This is a genomic window from Micromonospora sp. NPDC047620 (assembly GCF_043205005.1).
In the GTDB taxonomy this organism is placed as follows: Bacteria; Actinomycetota; Actinomycetes; order Mycobacteriales; family Micromonosporaceae; genus Micromonospora.
This window is the reverse complement of sequence record NZ_JBIDDG010000015.1, coordinates 1-17282: the sequence shown is the minus strand read 5'-3', so window position 1 is coordinate 17282 and position 17282 is coordinate 1. Positions and strand designations below refer to the sequence as shown.

Below are 17282 nucleotides of genomic sequence, written 5' to 3'. Positions count from 1 at the left end.
CGTTCACAGGGTCAGCCCGCCGTCCACGCCGAGCACCTGGCCGGTGACGAAGGCGGCGGCCGGGGAGAGCAGGAACGCGACCACCTCGGCCACCTCCTCCGGCTCGCCGAGCCGGCGCAGCGGCGTGGCGTCCACGCGGGCCCGCCGGCCCGGCTCGTCGAGGCCGGCCAGCAGGTCGGTGCGGATGAAGCCCGGCGCGACCGCGTTCACCCGGATCCCGGCCGGACCGAGCTCCTTCGCGGCGGCCCGGGTGAGCCCCTCGACGGCGGCCTTGCTGGCCGCGTAGACGGCCTGGCCGGCCGCTCCGGCCGAACCGACCAGCGAGGCGGTGAGCACCACCGCCGGCCGGTCGCCCCGGCGCAGCAGGCGCGACCCCTGTTGCAGCGTGTGCGCGGCACCGGCCGCGTTGACCGCGAACAGCCGGGTCACCGTCTCGTCCGGCACCGAGCCCAGCAGCCCCGCCTCGTGCACCCCGGCGTTGACGACCAGCGCGTCCAGCCCCCGCCACCGCGCGAAGACGGTGCGCATCGCCGCCCGGACCTGGTCGGGCTCCGCCACGTCGCCGTGCACCGCGAGGTGCGGTCCGCCGGGCAGTTCGGCGGCCACCTCGTCGGCGGAGCCGGGCAGCCGGCCGTGCACCGCGACCGCGCAGCCCTGCGCGGCGAGCCGCCGGGCGACGGCGCGGCCGATGCCCCGGGTCGACCCGGTGACCAGGACCCGACGGGCGAGCGCGTCCCGGCCGGCGCCCGGCCCGGACGCGGCGGCCGTGCCGGTGTCAGTCGGTGAGGACGACACCGTGCTTCTCCAGGATCTGCCGCGCGCGGTCGAAGGAACTGAGGTCGATCACTTCGTCGGTGTCCAGCATGACGCCGAACTCGTCCTCGATGGCGGCCACCAACGACATGTGCGCTAGCGAATCCCACTTCTCGATTCCGCGATATTCGAGACTGTCCACAACGGCGTCGTCGGAAATCTCCAACGCCGCGCGGAAGACGACCCTCAGTCGCTGAAGTTCCACCGCGATTTCCTCCGTAACTGGTCCGCACGCCTCGGCGTGCGGGCCGAGTGTAGCCGAGGCCGAAGGCCCCTCAACCTGGCCCTGAACTGGCGAAAAGTGTTTGCCTGCAAGGTGTTCCGCATTCACGTCAGGCGCGGCGACCGTTCACCGAGGGGCGTCGAGGTGTTAACCCGCCGGGTCTAGCGTCTCGATCCGGTCGACCGGGCAAGGTCGCCGCGGAAACAACCACGACCACGGGAGCACCAATTGAGCGAGTTGAATGGGTCTTCCATTCTGATCACCGGCGGAACCGGTTCCTTCGGGAAGACGTTCCTCCGGCACGTCCTCACCGAGGCCGACCCGGCCCGGGTGGTGGTGTTCTCCCGCGACGAACTCAAGCAGTACGAGCTGCGCCAGCAGCTCGGCGACGACCCGCGGCTGCGCTGGTTCATCGGTGACGTCCGGGACCGGCACCGGCTGACCCGCGCGATGCACGGGGTGGACCACGTGGTGCACGCCGCCGCGCTCAAGCAGGTGGACACCGCCGAGTACAACCCGTCGGAGTTCATCGCCACCAACATCACCGGCTCGCAGCACGTCGTGGACGCGGCGATCGAGGCCGGCGTCAAGAAGGTCATCGCGCTCTCCACCGACAAGGCGTCCAGCCCGATCAACCTGTACGGCGCGACGAAGCTGGTCGGCGACAAGCTGTTCGTCTCGGCCAACCACTACGCCGCGCAGCACCCGACCCGGTTCGCGGTCGTCCGCTACGGCAACGTGGTCGGCAGCCGGGGCTCGGTCGTCCCGCTGTTCCGCCGGCTGGCCGCCGAGGGCAAGAGCCTGCCGGTCACCGACAAGCGGATGACCCGGTTCTGGATCACCCTCGACCAGGCGGTCCAGTTCGTCATGGACTCGTTCGACCAGATGCAGGGCGGCGAGCTGTTCGTCCCGCGGATTCCCAGCATGCGCATCCTCGACCTGGTCGAGGCGGTCGCCCCGGAGGCCACCACGCACGAGGTCGGCATCCGCCCCGGCGAGAAGCTGCACGAGGAGATGATCGCGCCGGACGACAGCCGCCGGACCCTGCGCGCGAAGGACCGCTACATCGTGCAGCCGACCATCGCCACCTGGGGCTACCAGCCGCCGGTCGGCTGCGAGCCGGTGCCGGACGGGTTCGCGTACCAGTCGGACAGCAACGACGAGTGGCTCAGCGTGGAGCAGCTGCGCGACATGCTCGGCATCGCCGCATGACGGGGCTGCTCCCGTACGGCCGGCAGTCGGTGACCGAGGACGACGTCGCGGCCGTGGTCGCCGCCCTGCGCAGCGACTGGCTCACCACCGGCCCGCAGGTCGACGGGTTCGAGGCCGACCTGGCGGCGTGGACCGGCGGGGCCGGCTGCGCGGCGGTCTCCAACGGCACCGCGGCGCTGCACGTGGCGTACGCGGCGGCCGGGGTCGGCCCCGGCGACGAGGTGATCGTGCCGCCCATGACGTTCGTGGCGACCGCCAGCAGCGCGGTCGCACTCGGCGCAAAGATCGTCTTCGCCGACGTCGAGGACGAGACGTTCACCCTCGACCCGGCGGCGGTCGCCGCGGCGACGACCAGCCGGACCCGGGTGGTCTCCGCGGTCGACTACGCCGGCCACCCGGCCGACTACGACGCGCTGCGCGCCGCGATCGCCGGCACGGACGCGCTGCTGCTCGCCGACGCCGCGCACTCGATCGGCGCCACCTACCGGGGGCGGCCGGTCGGCTCGCTGGCGGACCTGACCACGTTCTCGTTCTTCCCGACGAAGAACCTCACCACCGCCGAGGGCGGCGCGGTCGCCGCCACCGACCCGCACCTGCTGAAGCGGGCGCGCCGGTTCCGCAACATCGGCCTGGTCCGGGAACGCGACGAGCAGCGCTGGCCGGACGAGGGCGGCTGGCACCAGGAGGTGCACGAGTTCGGGCTGAACTACCGGCTGCCCGACGTGCTCTGCGCGCTGGGCCGCAGCCAGTTGCGTCGGCTCGGCGACTTCCTGGCCCGCCGGGCCCGCCTGGTCGCCCGCTACGACGAGGCGCTGGCCGACCTGCCCGGCGTGCTGACCCCGGGCCGGCGGTCCTGGGCCGCCCCGGCATGGCACCTCTACCCGATCCGCGTGCTCGACGGGCGCCGCCGCGAGGTGTACGACCGGATGCGCGCCGCCGGCATCGGGGTGCAGGTCAACTACATCCCCGTGCACTGGCACCCGGCCTTCGCCGACCTGGGCTACCGGCGCGGGTCCTGCCCCGTGGCCGAGTCGTTCTACGAGCAGCAGCTGTCCCTGCCGCTGTTCCCGGACCTCACCGAGGCCGACCAGGACCGCGTCATCGACGCCCTCGGCACGGCGCTGCGCGCCGCCACGGCCCGTGCCGCCGCCTGAGGGGACCCGATGCACCACGCGAACCACTTCTACGGCCACGCCCACGTGCTGGCCCGCTACGCCGGGCTCGGCGACGGCCATCCGCCCCGGATCAACGGGTACGTCCAGCACGGCTGGAACATCGGCGACGGCCTCGCCCCCGGCCACCCGTACGCCGAGCGGACCCCGAGCCTGCTGTGGTCGGAGCAGACCCGGCGGCGGGCCTGGTCGGTGGGGCGGCGCAACGTCACCGTCGTCGGCGCGCCCTTCGCGTACCTGCTGGCCATGCGGCCGGAGGACCCGCCGGAGTCGGCACGGGAAGGCACCATCTGGTACCCGTTCCACGGCTGGGAGGGTCAGCACGTGCGGGGCGACCACCGGGAGCTGATCGCCCGCATCCGCGACACCGAGCCCGGCCCGGTCACCGTCTGCCTCTACTGGCACGAGTACGGCATGCGCCGGGTGCGCCGGCTCTACGAGAACGCCGGCTTCCGGGTGATCTGCCACGGCTACCGCGGCCACTGGTGGAAGGACACCGACCCGCTCTTCCTCGACAAGCAGCTCACCGAGCTGCGCCGGCACCGGCGGGTGGCGTCGAACCGGCTGACCAGCGCCATCTTCTACGGCATCGCCGCCGGCTGCGAGCCGGCCGTGTACGGCGACCCGATGGTGCTCGCGGACGAGGACCCCACCTTCGGCGGGACCGCCCGGATCCGCCGCCAGTGGCCGGAGCTGCACGGCGAGCAGGTGGACCTGCCCACCGCCGTCTCGATCGCCCGCGCCGAACTGGGCACCGACCACCGCTGCACGCCGGCCGAGCTGCGCGAGCTGCTCGGGTGGGCGAACCTCCAGGAGGACGAGAGTGACGACTGAGACGGCGCCGCGCATCGCGCTGCCGGGCGGGGAGATGCTGGCCTGGTCCGACCTGCCGGCGGAGCGCCTGGCCGAGGGCGGGCCGCTGGCGGCGCTGGCCGCCCGCGTGGTGCCCGCCGGCGCGCGGGTGCTGCTGGCCGGGCCGCACGACCCCGCGCTGCTCGACCGGCTGGCCCACGCCGAGGTGACCTGCCTGCTGCGCAGCCACCCCGACGGGGTCGCCCTCGCCGAGCGCGCCGCGCAGGTCGTGGTGGCCGGCCCGGCCGGGCTGCCGGCGGGCGAGCGGTTCGACGTGGTGATCGCCGCCGCCGGCCTGGACGCGGTCGAGTCGGTGGAGGGGACGCGGCTCGGCTGGACCGGCGTGCTCGACCGCCTGACGGCGGCGCTGCGCCCCGGTGGCGCGCTGCTGCTGCGCCTGGACAACCCGCTCGGCCTGCACCGGCTCGTCGCCACCTCCCCCTGGTACGCCGGGCGTGACGACTCCGCCTGGCTGATCGGCGGGGTGCTCGACGCGGACCGCCCGGCCAACCTGGAGCAGTTGCGCGGGCGGCTGGGCGCCCGGGGGCTGCGCGCGGACGCCTGCTTCGCCGCGTACCCGCACCCGGCGGCGCCGACCGCGCTGGTCGACACGGGCGCGCTGGCTCGGCGGACCACGTCCGGGTTCCTCGACGCGGCGCTGCACGGCGCGTGCTCCCGCGCCGTCGCCCGGGGCACGGTGCTCCAGGACCCGGCCCGGCTCGCGGTCGACGCGCTGCACGCCGGCCGGGCGGGCGAGCTGGCGCCGGCCTGGCTGGTGCTCGCCCGCAAGTCCGACGCCCCGGCGACCGTAGGCCCGGCCGGCGCGGACCCCGCTGTTGCGGACCCGGCTGTTGCGGACCCGGCTGTTGCGGACCCGGCTGTTGTGGACCCGGCCGCTCGGGGGCGCGCCGACCTGCCCGTGGCGCTGGTGCAGACCGGGCCACCCGGGGCCGGCGTGGTCGAGGTGGTCGACGGCCCGGACGGCTGGCGGTGGCGGGCCGCCAAGGCGGAGACCCGGGGCGGGCCGGCGGCGGCGCCGTTCGCCAGCCGGCTGGCCGCGTACCGGGACCCGGGGGCGCTCACCGGGCCGGTGCCGGACGGGCGCCTGCTGCGCACCCTGCTGCTGGACGGCTGCCTGCGGCGGGACACGGACGCGCTGCGCCGGCTCCTGGGCGGGTACGCGCGCTGGCTCGCCGGGCAGGTCGACGCCGACGGCCGGCTCGCCGGCCCGTTCGGGCTGGCCAGCGTGGACAACGTCGTCGTGACCGGGGACGCCTACGCGGTGCTCGACCCGAGCTGGCGGGCCGCCGAACCGCTCGCCGTGGACGTGGTACTCGCCCGGAGCCTGTGGCGCTTCGCCGCCGAGTTGCTCACCGGCGGGTACGCCCACCCGTGGACGTCCACGCTGGACGTGGCGGGCCTGACCGTGGTGCTCGGCGGCGTCGCCGGCCACGACCTGGACCGGCCGACCGTCGCCGCGGCCGTGGAGGCCGAGGCGGCGATCGCCGCCGCCCTGCACGGGCTGGACGCCGACGGGCGCGTCGCCCTCGCCACCGAGCTGCGGGCCGTCGAGCCGACCGACCCACCGATCGGCAGTCGCAGCTACCAGCAGTTGCGGGAGGCGTGGCTGCGCCAGCGCGAGGAGCTGACCCGGCTGGCCGCGCTGCTCAAGTGGACCGAGGAACTGCTCACCTCGCGGGAGCGGGCGCTGCGCCGCGCCGACGCGACGATCCACCTGCTCAGCGGCTCGCTCAGCTACCGGGTGGGCCGGCTGGCCATCGCCCCGGCGCGGATCGCGAAGCGGGGCGCCCGGGCGGCCAAGCGCCGGGCCCGAGAGGCCCTCGCCCCGAAGCCGGAGGAGACACAGTGACCGACGCACCGGCCGCCGGCACCCCGGCGGCGCCCGACCAGACCGCCGCCGGCCCCCGGCCGGCACCCGGACCGACGGGAGCCGGCCGGCCGCCCGAGGCGGGCACGGCCGGGGCCGGCCCACGGATCGTGGGCGTCGTGCAGGCCCGGATGGGCTCGTCCCGGCTGCCCGGCAAGGTGCTCCGGCCGCTCGCCGGGCGCAGCGTCCTCGGCCGGGTGGTGCGGGCCGCGCGGGAGAGCGCCGTCCTCGCCGACCTGGTGGTCGCCACCAGCACCGAGCCCGCCGACGACGCGGTGGTGGCTGAGTGCGACCGACTGGGCGTGGCGTGGCACCGGGGGCCCGTCGACGACGTGCTCACCCGCTTCGTCGGCGCGCTGGACGCCTACCCCGGCGACGCGGTGATGCGCTTCACCGCCGACTGCCCGCTGCTCGACCCCGAGATCATCACGCTGGTCGCGGCGGTCTGGCGCGCGGTGCCCGGGCTCGACTACGCCAGCACGTCCATCGCCCGTACCCTCCCCCGGGGCCTGGACGTGGAGATCGTCCGGGCGGAGACGCTGCGGACGCTGGACCGGCTCGCCACCGACCACCACCGGGTGCACGTGACCTCGTACGCGTACTCCCGCCCGGAGCTGTTCCGGGTGCTCGGGGTGACGCTCACCCCGGACCGGTCGGACCTGCGGCTCACGCTCGACACCGAGGCCGACTGGACCCTGGTGCGGGCGGTGACCGACCATTTCGGGGACGTCAGCGTGCCGCTGGCCAAGCTCGCCGACTGGCTCGACGGGCAACCGGCGCTGCGTGCCGTCAACGCCGGCGTACGACAGAAGCGGCTGGAGGAGTCCTGAGCACCCTACGCGTCGGACTGCGCTGCGACGCCGGGCCGCGGCGCGGCGTCGGGCACCTGGTCCGCTGTCTCGCCCTCGGCGAGGAGTTCCTCGCCCGGGGCGCCCGGGTCGAGATGTTCGGCACCGTCGAGCGGGTCGGCTGGGCGGGCGCGCAACTGGCCGCCCGCGGCATCCCGCTGCACCCCGGCCCGGAGACCCCGCAGGAGCTGGTGGCGACCGCGCGCCGGCACGCGCTGGACGTCATGGTGCTCGACTCCTACGAGCTGGACCCGGCCGGGGCGGGCGCGCTGCGCGCGGCGGGCGTGCTGACCCTGGCCGTCGTCGACGGCGACACCCGGGGGCAGGACGCCGACCTCTACCTGGACCAGAACTTCGGCGCGGCGACCGTCGCGCCGGCCGGCCGGCTGCTCGCCGGCAGCGCGTACGCCCTGCTGCGGGACTCGGTGGTGGCCGCCCGGCCGGCGGCGCCCCGGCCCGCGACGGCGGTGGGCCGGCCCCGGGTGCTGGCGTTCTTCGGCGGCACCGACGCGGTCGGGGCGGCCCCGGTGCTGACCCGGGTGCTGCTGGCCACCGGGCACCCGATGGACCTCACCGTCGTGGTCGGCCGCCCCGAGGTGGAGGCGGAACTGGCGGCGGTGCCGCCGGGGCGGGGGCAGTCGCTGCGCCCGGTGCCGCCCACCGACGAGCTGCCCGCGCTGATCGGCGCGGCGGACCTGGTGGTCAGCGCGGCCGGCACGTCGACGTGGGAGCTGTGCTGCCTCGGCGCGCCGTCCGCGCTGGTCTGCGTCGTGGACAACCAGCGGGAGTCGTACCAGCGGGTGGTCGCGCACGGTCTCGTCGCCGGCCTCGGCGAGCTGCCGGAGCTGGCCGCCGCCGGGGTGCCGGGGCGGGCGGCGCGGGCCGCCGCCGCCCGGACCCTCACCGGGCTGCTCGCCTCCCCGGAGCGCCGCGCCGCACTCTCCGCCCGCGCCTGGTCCACCGTGGATGGCCTGGGCCGGGGCCGGGTGGCCGACGCGGTGCTCGCCGCCCTCGCCGCCACGCCGGCCTGATCCCGGAGGGGAACCGCCGGCACTGCTGGGTTCAGACGAGGCGTTGGATGCGCACCTTCGGCCTCTCGTTCCTCAGGTGGCCCAGTTTGTGCTGGCGGACCTGCTCGTCCCAGACCTCCTGGTCGTAGTCCGGGTCCGGCGGGATCCACCGGTGGGAGCCGTCGCTGTAGTGGAACTTCTCATCGCCGGCCCGCAGGATGCTCATCGGATCCAGCCGAGGAACCGGTGGTGCAGGCGGCCGGCGGGAACGTGGGCCAGGTCATGGGCGGCATCGACGAGCTGGGCGGCCAGGTAGAGGGCCAGCGACACCGGGGCGCGGTCGTACTCGGCCACCAGTTCCCGGCGGCGGGTCTGGCAGGGCCACTCGGTGCCGCAGCCGCCGCACGTCCAGGTCGGCACGATCGGACGATGGGTCGTCATCTCGGGCCGTTCTGGCGGGGCCAGTGACCACGGTTGATCGGGATGAGATGACGGCTTCGACACGGCAGGTCGCTTCCGCACCGGCAGACGCGTCGCCATTGCCGCCATGACCAGACCGGCCGATGGCGGCGCGCGAGGGTCAGCGCCACTGCCAGGACGTACTCGTCGTAAGAGACCCGCTTCATCGGCTCGCCCCTGCGGCTTCGGTCATGAATCGCCCTGTTGAAGACATGGAAGGGATCACGGCCGCCTCCTCGTGCCGCAGGTGTCCGGAGGCATGGATGCCCGATCGCGGGTATGCGCCCGGGCATCCACGCCGGCGAGGGCGGCCCACAGCGCCAACCGGGGGAATCGACCTCCTCGGCAACCTCCCATAGGTACCGTTGGGTAGTCAAGGGCTGACGTAGGTGGTCTACTCGTGTTGCCAACCGAGGGGAACACCGTGCCACCGCGTTACCGCTACGAGCAGATCGCCGATGACCTCGCCGAACGCATTGCGGCCGGCGAGTTCTCGCCCGGCTCCAAGCTGCCCAGCCGGCGAGAGTTGATCGAGCATTACGGGGTCACCGAGCCGGTGATCGACCGCGCCATGCAGGTGCTACGGATCAAGGGGATGACCGAGACGCTGCCCGGCGTGGGCGTCTTCGTCGCCGAGTAGCCGCCTACAGGCAGCAGGCAGGGAGCCTCATGAACAGGGTCGTCCAACAGGTCCTGCTCTACCGGACGCCCGACCGGTGGCGGATCTCGGTCTGGGAAACACCAGAAGCCGTTGGATGCGGCGACCTACCCGACACGCCACCAGACGCACCCATCGAGGCCGCCCAACAAGACCTCCTCGAACACCTCCGCAGGCACTGGAACTACACAGGCCAGCTAACCTGGCGCGAAGAAAAACCAGACTGGTGGGTCGCGACGCCCACCACCAACTGAACCCGAAATCGTCGACCTGAGTGCTTCATCCGTAGGCGTACTCGTCCACGTCCAGTTCCGCTCCCGTCAGCCGAAGGAACTCCAGTGCTCGGCCGTCGAGATGCCAGCCCAACAGTTGGTGTTGCCCAGGGAGCTTCTGCCAGCCTTCGACCGGGCTGCTCAGGTCCTCCTCCTCACCGTCCGGGTGTTCGAACACCCGGACGACTTGCAGCGTGCTCGCGCACGACGTCCCGTCGATCCGCCCCAACTCATCGGCAAGTGCGCCAATGCGTTCGGCGTTGTCGAACAGCGGTCCACAATCCGTGCGACCTGTTCGTCGACGGTCAATCCGGGCTTGCGGCAAGTGACCTTCCAGCGATGCATGGCGGGTATTACCGGCTCTTCCCGACGGCTGCCGCGAATGATCACCTCATCGGGCTCGATGCCGAGCCGGGCGGTGATCTGGACTGCCGACACCTGTGTCGAACTCAAGGCAAAGTACGTGTACTGGGAGATGAGCACGTCGGCACCCTACTCACGGCCGCCGTCAGGGCAGCAGGTCGAGGGTGACCCGGGAGCGCAGCTCCGGCCGCTCGGCCAGGAGACCCTCGACGACCGCCGCGGCCTCCGGCCCGGTGGCGAGGAAGCGGATCGGCCGCCGCTCCCGCTCCACCACGGCCGCCGAGCGGGCCGGCTCCGACAGCGGCAGGTTGTAGAACGCGGGCGCGGAGTCGCCGTGGGTGCCCTGGAGGGTGGCGAGGAAGAGCGTCTCCAGGTAGCCCTCCCGCCGGTGCTCGCTGACCACGACCGTGACCTCGCCGGCGCGTACCGGCGCGTGGGCCAGCGCGCGCACGGTCACGTCGGCCTGCCGGGGCCGGTCCAGCAGGCCCGACCACCAGGCCGCCGCCCAGGTGGTGCTGCGGGCGCCGAACGGCTGGGCGAAGATCCCGCCACCGCGCGCCACGCCGGCCACTCCGGCTGTCGCCGCCACCAGCGACAGCGCCACGAGCACCCGGGCGACCGGGCCGGACCGGCCGGGGTGGCGCCGCGCGCGCCACGGGACCGGCCGCAGCAGGAACACCGCGCCCACCCCGACGAAGAGGACCACCAGCAGCAGGTGCAGGGTCTTGCCGTAGTAGTAGCGCGGGTCGGTGCCCTGCAGAGTGAACCAGAGGTGGAAGCCGGCCGCGAAGGCCAGCGACGCGCCCAGGGCGCCCGCGTACCGGCGCCACACCGGCAGCCGCAGGCCGCCGGCGAGCAGCCCCGCGGCGACCACGCCGGTCAGCGCCAGATAGGCGTCGTAGCGCGGGAAGACGCCGCCGCCGGTCGCGGCGTTGTCGACCTGGTCGGTGAAGAGCAGGCCCGCCACGCTCGGCAGCGGCGTGAGCACGGCCGTGGCCAGGGCCACCGTCGCGGCCAGCCAGGGCCGCCGGCGCACCGCCCGCCGGTGCCGGACCAGCCAGGCCAGCACCAGCGCCCCGACCACCGGCAGGAACATCAGGTACGCGAACCCGACCCCGACGCAGAGCGCCCCGAGCAGGCAGAGCTGGGTGCCGGTGCGGTCCACCGGACGGCACACCAGCGCGACCAGGATCGCGGTCAGCGCCAGGCCCAGGCTCTCCCCCGGGTAGCCGTACACCACGAAGCGGGCCAGCTCCGAGCCCAGGGCGAGCGCGGTGACCGCGCCGGCCAGGGCGGCGGCGCGCAGCGGGTCGAGCAGCCGGCCGGCGATCCGCGCGGCGGCCCAGAGCACCGCGAGCACCAGCAGGGCGTACGCGGCCAGCGACCAGCCGAGGTAGTGGTCCAGGGTGCTCGTCGCCGAGCCGGGCGCGGTCGAGGACCGCAGGAAGCCGTCCAGCAGCGCGGCCGTCACGTGGAAGCCCTGCGGGTACCAGACCATCGCCTCGGGCGCGATCCGGGCCGCGCCGTCCGGGTCGCTGAACAGGTAGCCGCCGACCGCTCGGATGGCCTCCACGGCAGCCAGGTGCCGGCTGTTGTCCTCGCCCGTCATCGCGTACGCGAGCCGGCCGGCCAGTCCGTCGGCGCGCAGGTAGGGCCAGGCCAGGGCCAGCGTCGCCAACGCCGCCGCGACGACCGGCGCCGCGTCGGCCGCCACCGGGCGGGGCAGGCCCGGCCGGACCCCGGTGACCAGGGCGAGGCCGAGCAGCGCGGTCAGCGCCGTGCCGGCCACCGGGACCGGGTGCAGGCCCCACGGCCAGACCGAGAAGAGCAGGGCGGCGGCGCAGAGCGCCCCGAGCAGCAGCGCCGTCGCCAGCACCAGCCGGTCCAGCAGGGTGCGCCCGACCCGCAGCAGCGCGGCCGTCAGCACGAGCACGAGCGGCGGGAGCACGGCGGCCACGCCCAGCGCGTACGCCAGCACCGGGACGACCCAGGCGGCGGCGAGCCAACCGACGACGGCCGCGGGTCGGCGGGCCGGGCGGACCGGGGTGGCCTGCGGCGGGGCCGCCGGGCGCGGCGCCACCGGCACGCGGGTGGAACTGCTCTGCACTGGTCGTCTCCTCGGCGCGCGGCCCGCCCGGGCCCGGACGGAGCCGCCTCACGGTAGGGGCGGCCCGCCGACGCCGGGCGACGCCGACGTGTGCGCCAGGTGACGGGCGGGCGACGAGATCCCCGCGTCGTACACCTGTGCCAACCGGGCCGGTACGCTGGGCGGATGACCGGGGGCGCCTACCAGCCGTCGATGCTGGACCTGACCGACGCGGGGCCGTCGCTGGGGCCGCTGGCCGGCCGGCTGCGCCGGCACCCGCTCACCCGGGGCGCGTGGGTCGACCACCTTCCCGGCTGGGTCGCCGGCTCCGACCAGGTCTTCGACACGCTGCTGCGGGACGTGCCGTGGCGGGCCGAGCGCCGCACGATGTACGACGCCGAGGTCGACGTGCCGCGGCTGCTGTGCTGGTATTCCGGCCACCGGCCGCTGCCGCACCCGCTGCTCACGCAGGCGCGCGCCGCGCTCACCCGGCACTACGCCCCCGAGCTCGGCGAGCCCTTCGTCACCGCCGGCATGTGCCTCTACCGCTCCGGCCGGGACAGCGTCGCCTGGCACGGCGACACCCAGGGCCGCTCCGCGCACACCGACACGATGGTCGCCATCGTCTCGTTCGGCTCGCCGCGCACGCTGCTGCTGCGGCCCCGGGGCGGTGGCGACAGCCTGCGCTTCCCGCTCGGGCACGGCGACCTCGTGGTGATGGGCGGCTCCTGCCAGCGCACCTGGGAGCACGCGGTGCCGAAGAGCGCCCGCCCCGTCGGGCCCCGCGTCAGCGTCCAGTTCCGACCCGCCGGCGTCGCCTGAGCCGCCCTCGGGTCCGGGTCGGTGCACCCACCGTCACCGGTCGCCGTGTTAGCTTGACCACTCAATCACTCTCCGCTGTCTCCTGGAGCTTTCCGTGCTCGTTGGACGCCCGGCCGCACGTCGTGCCGGCGCTCGTTCGCTCCCCGCCCTGCTGCGTCGCCACGTCGGGCTCGTCGTCGTGCTCGCCGCCGGCCTCGCGCTGCGGATCACGACGATGGCGGCGTACCCGCCCGCGCTGTGGTTCCAGGGCGACTCCGGCACGTACCTCAGGCTCTCCGCACAGTGGCCGGACATGCCGGCCCGGTGGACGTACCCGTGGCTGCTCAAGGCCTTCGAGTGGACCGGCACCGTCGCCACGGTGGTGGCTTTGCAGCACCTCGCGGGGCTCGCCCTCGGCGTCGCGTCCTACCTGCTGCTGCGCCGCCTGGGCGTCGGCCCGTGGCCGGCCACGCTCGCCGCGACGCCGATCCTGCTCGACGCCACCCAGCTCACGCTGGAGCAGTACCTGCTCACCGAGACGCTGTTCACCACCACACTGGCCGTCGCGGCTCTGCTGCTGGTCCGCCGGGAACGGCCCGGGACGCTCGCCGCCCTGGGCGCGGGCGTCGCCGTCGCGCTGGGCATGGCGACCCGACCCACCGGCGTGGTCGCCCTCGGCGCCCTGCTGCTGTTCCTCCTCGTGCCGTGGCGCGGCTGGCGGGCACCCGCCGCGTACCTGCTCGGCATCGTCGTGTTCTTCGGCGCCGCCTTCGCCGGCATCGGCACCGTCAAGGGCGCGCTCGGGCTGGAGGGCGGGAAGTTCCTCTACGGACGGACCGCGCAGATCGCCGACTGCGACCGGCTGGAACTGCGGCCGGGGCTGCGCAAGCTCTGCCCGACGCAGCCGCTGGACCAGCGCCCCGCCCGACCCGACTGGTTCATCTGGAACCGGGACAGCCCCATCCGCGACGCCGAACGCCCCGAGGACCTCGACGAGTTCGCCCGGGAGGTGCTCCGCCAGCAGCCCGGCGACTACCTGGCCGCCGTGGCGTCGGACACCGCGCGCTACTTCTGGCCGGCCCCCCTCGCGCCGACCGAGTCGTGCCTGGCCAACTGGTGGCGACCGCAGCCCGCGCCGACCGACTGGGCGGCCGACTACGACTGCGTGCCGCGCACCGCCAGCCCCGGCTACGAGTGGAAACCGGCGCCGTCGCGGGACGTCGAGCCGAACGCGGCCAGCCGCTTCCTGCACGGCTACGGCCGGTACGGCGTCACCCCGCCGCCGGTCCTGGCCGCCATGGTGCTGATCGCGCTGGTCGGGGCGGTGTGGCCGCGCCGGGGCCGGCTGCGGCTGAGCCTGATCGTCCTGCTGTACGCCGGCATCGGCCTCGGGATCATGGTCTTCTCGGTGGCCACCTCGATGTTCGACCACCGATACGGCCTGCCGGCCCTGGCGTTCCTCCCGATCGCCGCCGCTCTCGGCTGGCAGCGGCTGCGCTCGACACCACATCCGACGGATCGGCCCGCGCCGGCCGACGGCGAGCCGGTCGGACGCCCGCCGGCCGACGGCGATCCGGGCGGGCTCATCTCGGCTGACGGCGAGCCGGACCGGCTCGCGCCCACCACGGCAGAAAGCAACGGGGAGCATGACGAACGAACCGGAGATCGAGGTCACGGTGCTGCTGCCGTGCCTCAACGAGGCTGAGACGCTGGAGGTCTGCGTCCGCAAGGCGCTGCGCTCGCTGCGGGAGTGCGGGGTCGTCGGGGAGGTGCTGGTCTCCGACAACGGGTCCACCGACGGGTCGCAGGAGATCGCCGAGCGGGCCGGCGCCCGGGTGGTGCACGCCCCGATCCGGGGCTACGGCGGCGCCCTGCTCAACGGCATCGACCAGGCACGCGGCCGGTACGTCATCATGGCCGACGCCGACGACTCGTACGCGCTGGCCGACCTCGGCCCGTTCGTCGAGGCGCTGCGCGCCGGGCACGACGTGGTGATGGGCAACCGGTTCCGGGGCGGCATCGCACCGGGCGCCATGCCGCCCCTGCACCGCTACCTGGGCAACCCGGTCCTGAGCTGGCTCGGCCGGCGGCTGTTCGGGCTGCGCGAGGTCCGGGACTTCCACTGCGGCATGCGCGGCTTCAACGCCGAGCGGATCCGCGCGCTCGGGCTGTGCATGCCGGGCATGGAGTTCGCCTCCGAGCTGGTGGTGCGCGCCGCGCTGGCCGGGTACGACATCGTCGAGGTGCCGACCACCCTGTCGCCGGACGGCCGGTCCCGCCCGCCGCACCTGCGGACCTGGCGGGACGGCTGGCGGCACCTGCGGTTCCTGCTGGTGTTCGCGCCGCGCAAGACCCTCGTCCGGCCGGGCGCCGCGCTGACCGCGCTCGGGCTGGCCGGCGTGGGGGCGCTCACCCCGGGCCCGCTGACCCTCGGCCCGGTCCGCCTCGACGTCAGCACGCTCGTGTACGCCTGCCTGATGGTGCTCGTCGGGATGCAGCTCGTGCTCTTCGGTGGCCTCGCCGAGATCTACGGCCGGCAGGAGAGGCTCGTCCCGCAGCGCGCGTCCGACCGCTGGATCCGTCTGCTGCGGCTGGAGACCAGCGTCGCCGTCGGCCTGCTGCTGCTCGTCGCCGGCGTCGCCGGCACCGTCGGGGCGGTCGCCTACTGGGGGCTGGACGGCTTCGGCGACCTGAACCCGCACGACACGCTGCGGGTGGTGCTCCCGTCGGCCACCGCGATCGCGCTCGGCGTGGTCGTGCTCTTCTCCGGCCTGGTGGGCAGCCTGCTCACGCTCCGCCCCACGCATCCGGCACCGACGATCGTCCGCCAGTCCGGCCCCGACCACGACCGGGTTCTCACCGGCAGCTGATTCCCGTCCCGGTCCCCGTCCGCCGATCTTGCACCCTCCTGCCCGGACAAAACGCCATCGGCCGCATGACAGGGACATCAGGTGCGGGACCGATCGTGCCTGGTGGCCGGGGTGGCGGGTGGGGCGGGGCGGCGCTCTGCTAGAAACGACTCCTGGGTTTCGTCAGCGCCCCCGTCACCTCTTGACGACGCGAAGGGCGACACATGACCAAGTCCTCCACCGAGCCGCGCTCCCGTTGGGCCGCCTGGGCGGTCCACGGCGACGGCCGGTCCGTCCGCCCCGGCGACGTGGTCCACCCCGACGAACGGCTGTCCTGGCCGCGCACGCTCGGCGTCGGCGTGCAGCACGTCGTGGCCATGTTCGGCGCCACCTTCACGGTGCCGCTGATCACCGGTTTCCCGCCGGCCACCACCCTCTTCTTCTCCGGGCTCGGCACGCTGCTGTTCCTGCTGATCACCGGCAACCGGCTGCCCTCGTACCTCGGCTCGTCGTTCGCCTTCATCGCGCCGGTGCTGGCCGCGAAGGCCGGCGGGGACATCGGCCCGGCGCTGGGCGGCATCGTCGTGGCCGGCGTCGCGCTGGCCGGCGTCGGGCTGGTCGTGCAACTCGCCGGGTCGCGCTGGATCGACGCGCTGATGCCGCCGGTCGTCACCGGGGCGATCGTCGCGCTGATCGGCCTGAACCTCGCCCCGGTCGCATGGGACGGCGGCGGCAGCGGCAGCGGGGTGAAGGCGCAGCCGCTGATCGCGGTGGTGACCCTGGCCGCGATCCTGCTCGCCACGGTCGCCTTCCGGGGCTTCCTGGCCCGGCTGTCCATCCTGCTGGGTGTGCTGGTCGGCTGGCTGCTCGCCGCCGCGCTCGGCGACCTGGACCCGAAGGCGGTCGACGGGCTGCGGGACGCCGCCTGGGTCGGCCTGCCGCAGTTCCACGCGCCGAGCTTCAGCCTGCGCGCGGTGGTGCTGGTGATCCCGGTGATCCTGGTGCTGATCGCCGAGAACGCCGGGCACGTCAAGGCGGTCGCCGCGATGACCGGCCGCAACCTGGACCGGGACATGGGCCGGGCGTTCCTGGGCGACGGGCTGGCCACCGTCCTCGCCGGCTCCGGCGGCGGCTCCGGCACCACCACGTACGCGGAGAACATCGGCGTGATGGCCGCGACCCGGGTCTACTCCACCGCCGCGTACTGGGTGGCCGGCGTGGCGGCGGTGTTGCTGGGGCTCAGCCCGAAGTTCGGCGCGCTGATCCTCACCGTGCCGGCCGGCGTGCTCGGCGGCGCCACCACCGCCCTCTACGGCCTCATCGCGATCCTCGGCGCCCGGATCTGGATCGAGAACCGGGTGAACTTCCACGACCCGGTGAACCTGATGACCGCCGCCGTCGCGGTGATCGTCGGCGCGGCGAACTACACCCTCACCGCCGGCGACCTCTCCTTCAACGGCATCGCCCTGGGCACCGCCGCCGCCCTGGTCGTCTACCACGGCATGCGCCTGGTGGCCCACCTCCGCGGCACCACCCCCACCCCCCGCCAAACCCCCGAACCCGAACTCTGACCCTGGGCCTAAGCCCGTTGATCATGAAGTTGTTGTCCTCGGCACCGGCGTGTCGCGCAACAACTTCATGATCAACGCGGGGAGTAGGCGGGAGGGTGGACGGTCGAGGGCCGGGTGCGGGCTCCACCGGCCCTCCACCTGCCGGGGGGGTTAGTAGCGGTAGAGCAGGTTGGCGAAGACCGGACGGGCGCGGAAGTAAGGCAAT

19 protein-coding genes are annotated in these 17282 nt (G+C 74.5%); 12 read left to right on the top strand and 7 right to left on the bottom strand.

Annotated elements, in window-relative coordinates; all coding sequences use genetic code 11:
- Positions 1–3: 3 nt before the first annotated feature.
- Positions 4–714 carry an SDR family NAD(P)-dependent oxidoreductase gene (locus ACGF5C_RS19755; RefSeq protein ID WP_393303809.1) on the bottom strand — a complete coding sequence of 237 codons (711 nt, stop codon included), beginning with the start codon at positions 712–714 and terminating at the stop codon, positions 4–6.
- A gap of 61 nt (positions 715–775) precedes the next feature.
- Positions 776–1018, bottom strand: a complete 243-nt coding sequence (locus ACGF5C_RS19750; protein ID WP_393303525.1) for an acyl carrier protein — start codon at positions 1016–1018, stop codon at positions 776–778.
- Between the two features lie 246 nt (positions 1019–1264).
- Here ACGF5C_RS19750 and pseB point away from each other — a divergent pair, with 246 nt between their 5' ends.
- The 6 genes from pseB to ACGF5C_RS19720 all read left to right on the top strand — a co-directional run bounded on the left by pseB (position 1265) and on the right by ACGF5C_RS19720 (position 8039).
- Positions 1265–2248, top strand: coding sequence for a UDP-N-acetylglucosamine 4,6-dehydratase (inverting) (gene pseB, locus ACGF5C_RS19745; protein WP_393303523.1), 984 nt, complete (start codon positions 1265–1267; stop codon positions 2246–2248).
- Positions 2245–3402, top strand: coding sequence for a DegT/DnrJ/EryC1/StrS family aminotransferase (locus ACGF5C_RS19740; RefSeq protein ID WP_393303521.1), 1158 nt, complete (start codon positions 2245–2247; stop codon positions 3400–3402). Before pseB ends, ACGF5C_RS19740 begins: the two co-directional genes overlap by 4 nt.
- Positions 3403–3411: 9 nt before the next feature.
- Positions 3412–4254 (top strand): hypothetical protein, encoded by an 843-nt coding sequence (locus ACGF5C_RS19735; RefSeq protein WP_393303519.1) that lies wholly within the window; start codon positions 3412–3414, stop codon positions 4252–4254.
- Positions 4244–6142 carry a class I SAM-dependent methyltransferase gene (locus tag ACGF5C_RS19730; protein WP_393303517.1) on the top strand — a complete coding sequence of 633 codons (1899 nt, stop codon included), beginning with the start codon at positions 4244–4246 and terminating at the stop codon, positions 6140–6142. Before ACGF5C_RS19735 ends, ACGF5C_RS19730 begins: the two co-directional genes overlap by 11 nt.
- A gap of 125 nt (positions 6143–6267) precedes the next feature.
- Complete coding sequence (locus ACGF5C_RS19725; protein WP_393303807.1) at positions 6268–6990, top strand: cytidylyltransferase domain-containing protein; 723 nt, start codon at positions 6268–6270, stop codon at positions 6988–6990.
- Positions 6987–8039, top strand: a complete 1053-nt coding sequence (locus ACGF5C_RS19720) for a PseG/SpsG family protein (protein ID WP_393303805.1) — start codon at positions 6987–6989, stop codon at positions 8037–8039. Before ACGF5C_RS19725 ends, ACGF5C_RS19720 begins: the two co-directional genes overlap by 4 nt.
- 31 nt (positions 8040–8070) lie before the next feature.
- On the opposite strand, the gene ACGF5C_RS19715 is transcribed toward ACGF5C_RS19720, so the two are convergent.
- Entirely contained in the window at positions 8071–8244 is a 174-nt protein-coding gene (locus ACGF5C_RS19715; RefSeq protein ID WP_393303515.1) for a hypothetical protein, read from the bottom strand.
- Positions 8241–8459, bottom strand: coding sequence for a flavin reductase (locus tag ACGF5C_RS19710; protein WP_393303513.1), 219 nt, complete (start codon positions 8457–8459; stop codon positions 8241–8243). Before ACGF5C_RS19710 ends, ACGF5C_RS19715 begins: the two co-directional genes overlap by 4 nt.
- Before the next feature lie 418 nt (positions 8460–8877).
- Between ACGF5C_RS19710 and ACGF5C_RS19705 the strand changes: the two genes are divergently transcribed.
- Positions 8878–9117, top strand: coding sequence for a winged helix-turn-helix domain-containing protein (locus tag ACGF5C_RS19705; protein WP_393303511.1), 240 nt, complete (start codon positions 8878–8880; stop codon positions 9115–9117).
- Between the two features lie 29 nt (positions 9118–9146).
- The gene (locus ACGF5C_RS19700) at positions 9147–9389 is read left to right on the top strand and encodes a hypothetical protein (RefSeq protein ID WP_393303509.1); all 243 of its coding nucleotides are present in this window, start codon (positions 9147–9149) and stop codon (positions 9387–9389) included.
- 25 nt (positions 9390–9414) lie between these two features.
- Here ACGF5C_RS19700 and ACGF5C_RS19695 read toward each other — a convergent pair whose 3' ends face one another.
- From ACGF5C_RS19695 to ACGF5C_RS19685, 3 genes are all read right to left on the bottom strand, one after another.
- Positions 9415–9585, bottom strand: a complete 171-nt coding sequence (locus tag ACGF5C_RS19695) for a hypothetical protein (protein WP_393303507.1) — start codon at positions 9583–9585, stop codon at positions 9415–9417.
- Positions 9549–9797: a hypothetical protein gene (locus ACGF5C_RS19690; protein ID WP_393303800.1), complete on the bottom strand. Its 249-nt coding sequence runs from the start codon at positions 9795–9797 to the stop codon at positions 9549–9551. The genes ACGF5C_RS19695 and ACGF5C_RS19690 overlap by 37 nt, the downstream gene beginning before the upstream one ends.
- Positions 9798–9915: 118 nt before the next feature.
- A complete protein-coding gene (locus tag ACGF5C_RS19685; RefSeq protein ID WP_393303505.1) occupies positions 9916–11877 on the bottom strand; it encodes a hypothetical protein in 1962 nt (653 codons plus the stop codon).
- 165 nt (positions 11878–12042) lie between these two features.
- On the opposite strand from ACGF5C_RS19685, the gene ACGF5C_RS19680 reads away from it, so the two are divergent.
- The 4 genes from ACGF5C_RS19680 (at position 12043) to ACGF5C_RS19665 (ending at position 17077) form a co-directional block, all read left to right on the top strand.
- Positions 12043–12678 carry an alpha-ketoglutarate-dependent dioxygenase AlkB gene (locus tag ACGF5C_RS19680; RefSeq protein WP_393303503.1) on the top strand — a complete coding sequence of 212 codons (636 nt, stop codon included), beginning with the start codon at positions 12043–12045 and terminating at the stop codon, positions 12676–12678.
- 94 nt (positions 12679–12772) lie between these two features.
- Positions 12773–14362 (top strand): hypothetical protein, encoded by a 1590-nt coding sequence (locus tag ACGF5C_RS19675; protein WP_393303501.1) that lies wholly within the window; start codon positions 12773–12775, stop codon positions 14360–14362.
- Positions 14304–15527, top strand: coding sequence for a glycosyltransferase family 2 protein (locus ACGF5C_RS19670; protein ID WP_393303499.1), 1224 nt, complete (start codon positions 14304–14306; stop codon positions 15525–15527). The genes ACGF5C_RS19675 and ACGF5C_RS19670 overlap by 59 nt, the downstream gene beginning before the upstream one ends.
- Before the next feature lie 203 nt (positions 15528–15730).
- Positions 15731–17077 carry a uracil-xanthine permease family protein gene (locus ACGF5C_RS19665; protein ID WP_393303497.1) on the top strand — a complete coding sequence of 449 codons (1347 nt, stop codon included), beginning with the start codon at positions 15731–15733 and terminating at the stop codon, positions 17075–17077.
- The last annotated feature ends 205 nt before the right edge of the window (positions 17078–17282 follow it).

What these genes read in the sequence shown, in the direction of transcription:
- ACGF5C_RS19700 (WP_393303509.1), top strand. Translation starts at nt 9,147, where the DNA reads ATGAACAGGGTCGTCCAACAGGTCCTGCTCTACCGGACGCCCGACCGG.
- ACGF5C_RS19680 (WP_393303503.1), top strand. Translation starts at nt 12,043, where the DNA reads ATGACCGGGGGCGCCTACCAGCCGTCGATGCTGGACCTGACCGACGCG.
- ACGF5C_RS19670 (WP_393303499.1), top strand. Translation starts at nt 14,304, where the DNA reads ATGACGAACGAACCGGAGATCGAGGTCACGGTGCTGCTGCCGTGCCTC.
- ACGF5C_RS19710 (WP_393303513.1), bottom strand. Translation starts at nt 8,459, where the DNA reads ATGACGACCCATCGTCCGATCGTGCCGACCTGGACGTGCGGCGGCTGC.
- ACGF5C_RS19665 (WP_393303497.1), top strand. Translation starts at nt 15,731, where the DNA reads ATGACCAAGTCCTCCACCGAGCCGCGCTCCCGTTGGGCCGCCTGGGCG.
- ACGF5C_RS19735 (WP_393303519.1), top strand. Translation starts at nt 3,412, where the DNA reads ATGCACCACGCGAACCACTTCTACGGCCACGCCCACGTGCTGGCCCGC.
- ACGF5C_RS19740 (WP_393303521.1), top strand. Translation starts at nt 2,245, where the DNA reads ATGACGGGGCTGCTCCCGTACGGCCGGCAGTCGGTGACCGAGGACGAC.
- ACGF5C_RS19715 (WP_393303515.1), bottom strand. Translation starts at nt 8,244, where the DNA reads ATGAGCATCCTGCGGGCCGGCGATGAGAAGTTCCACTACAGCGACGGC.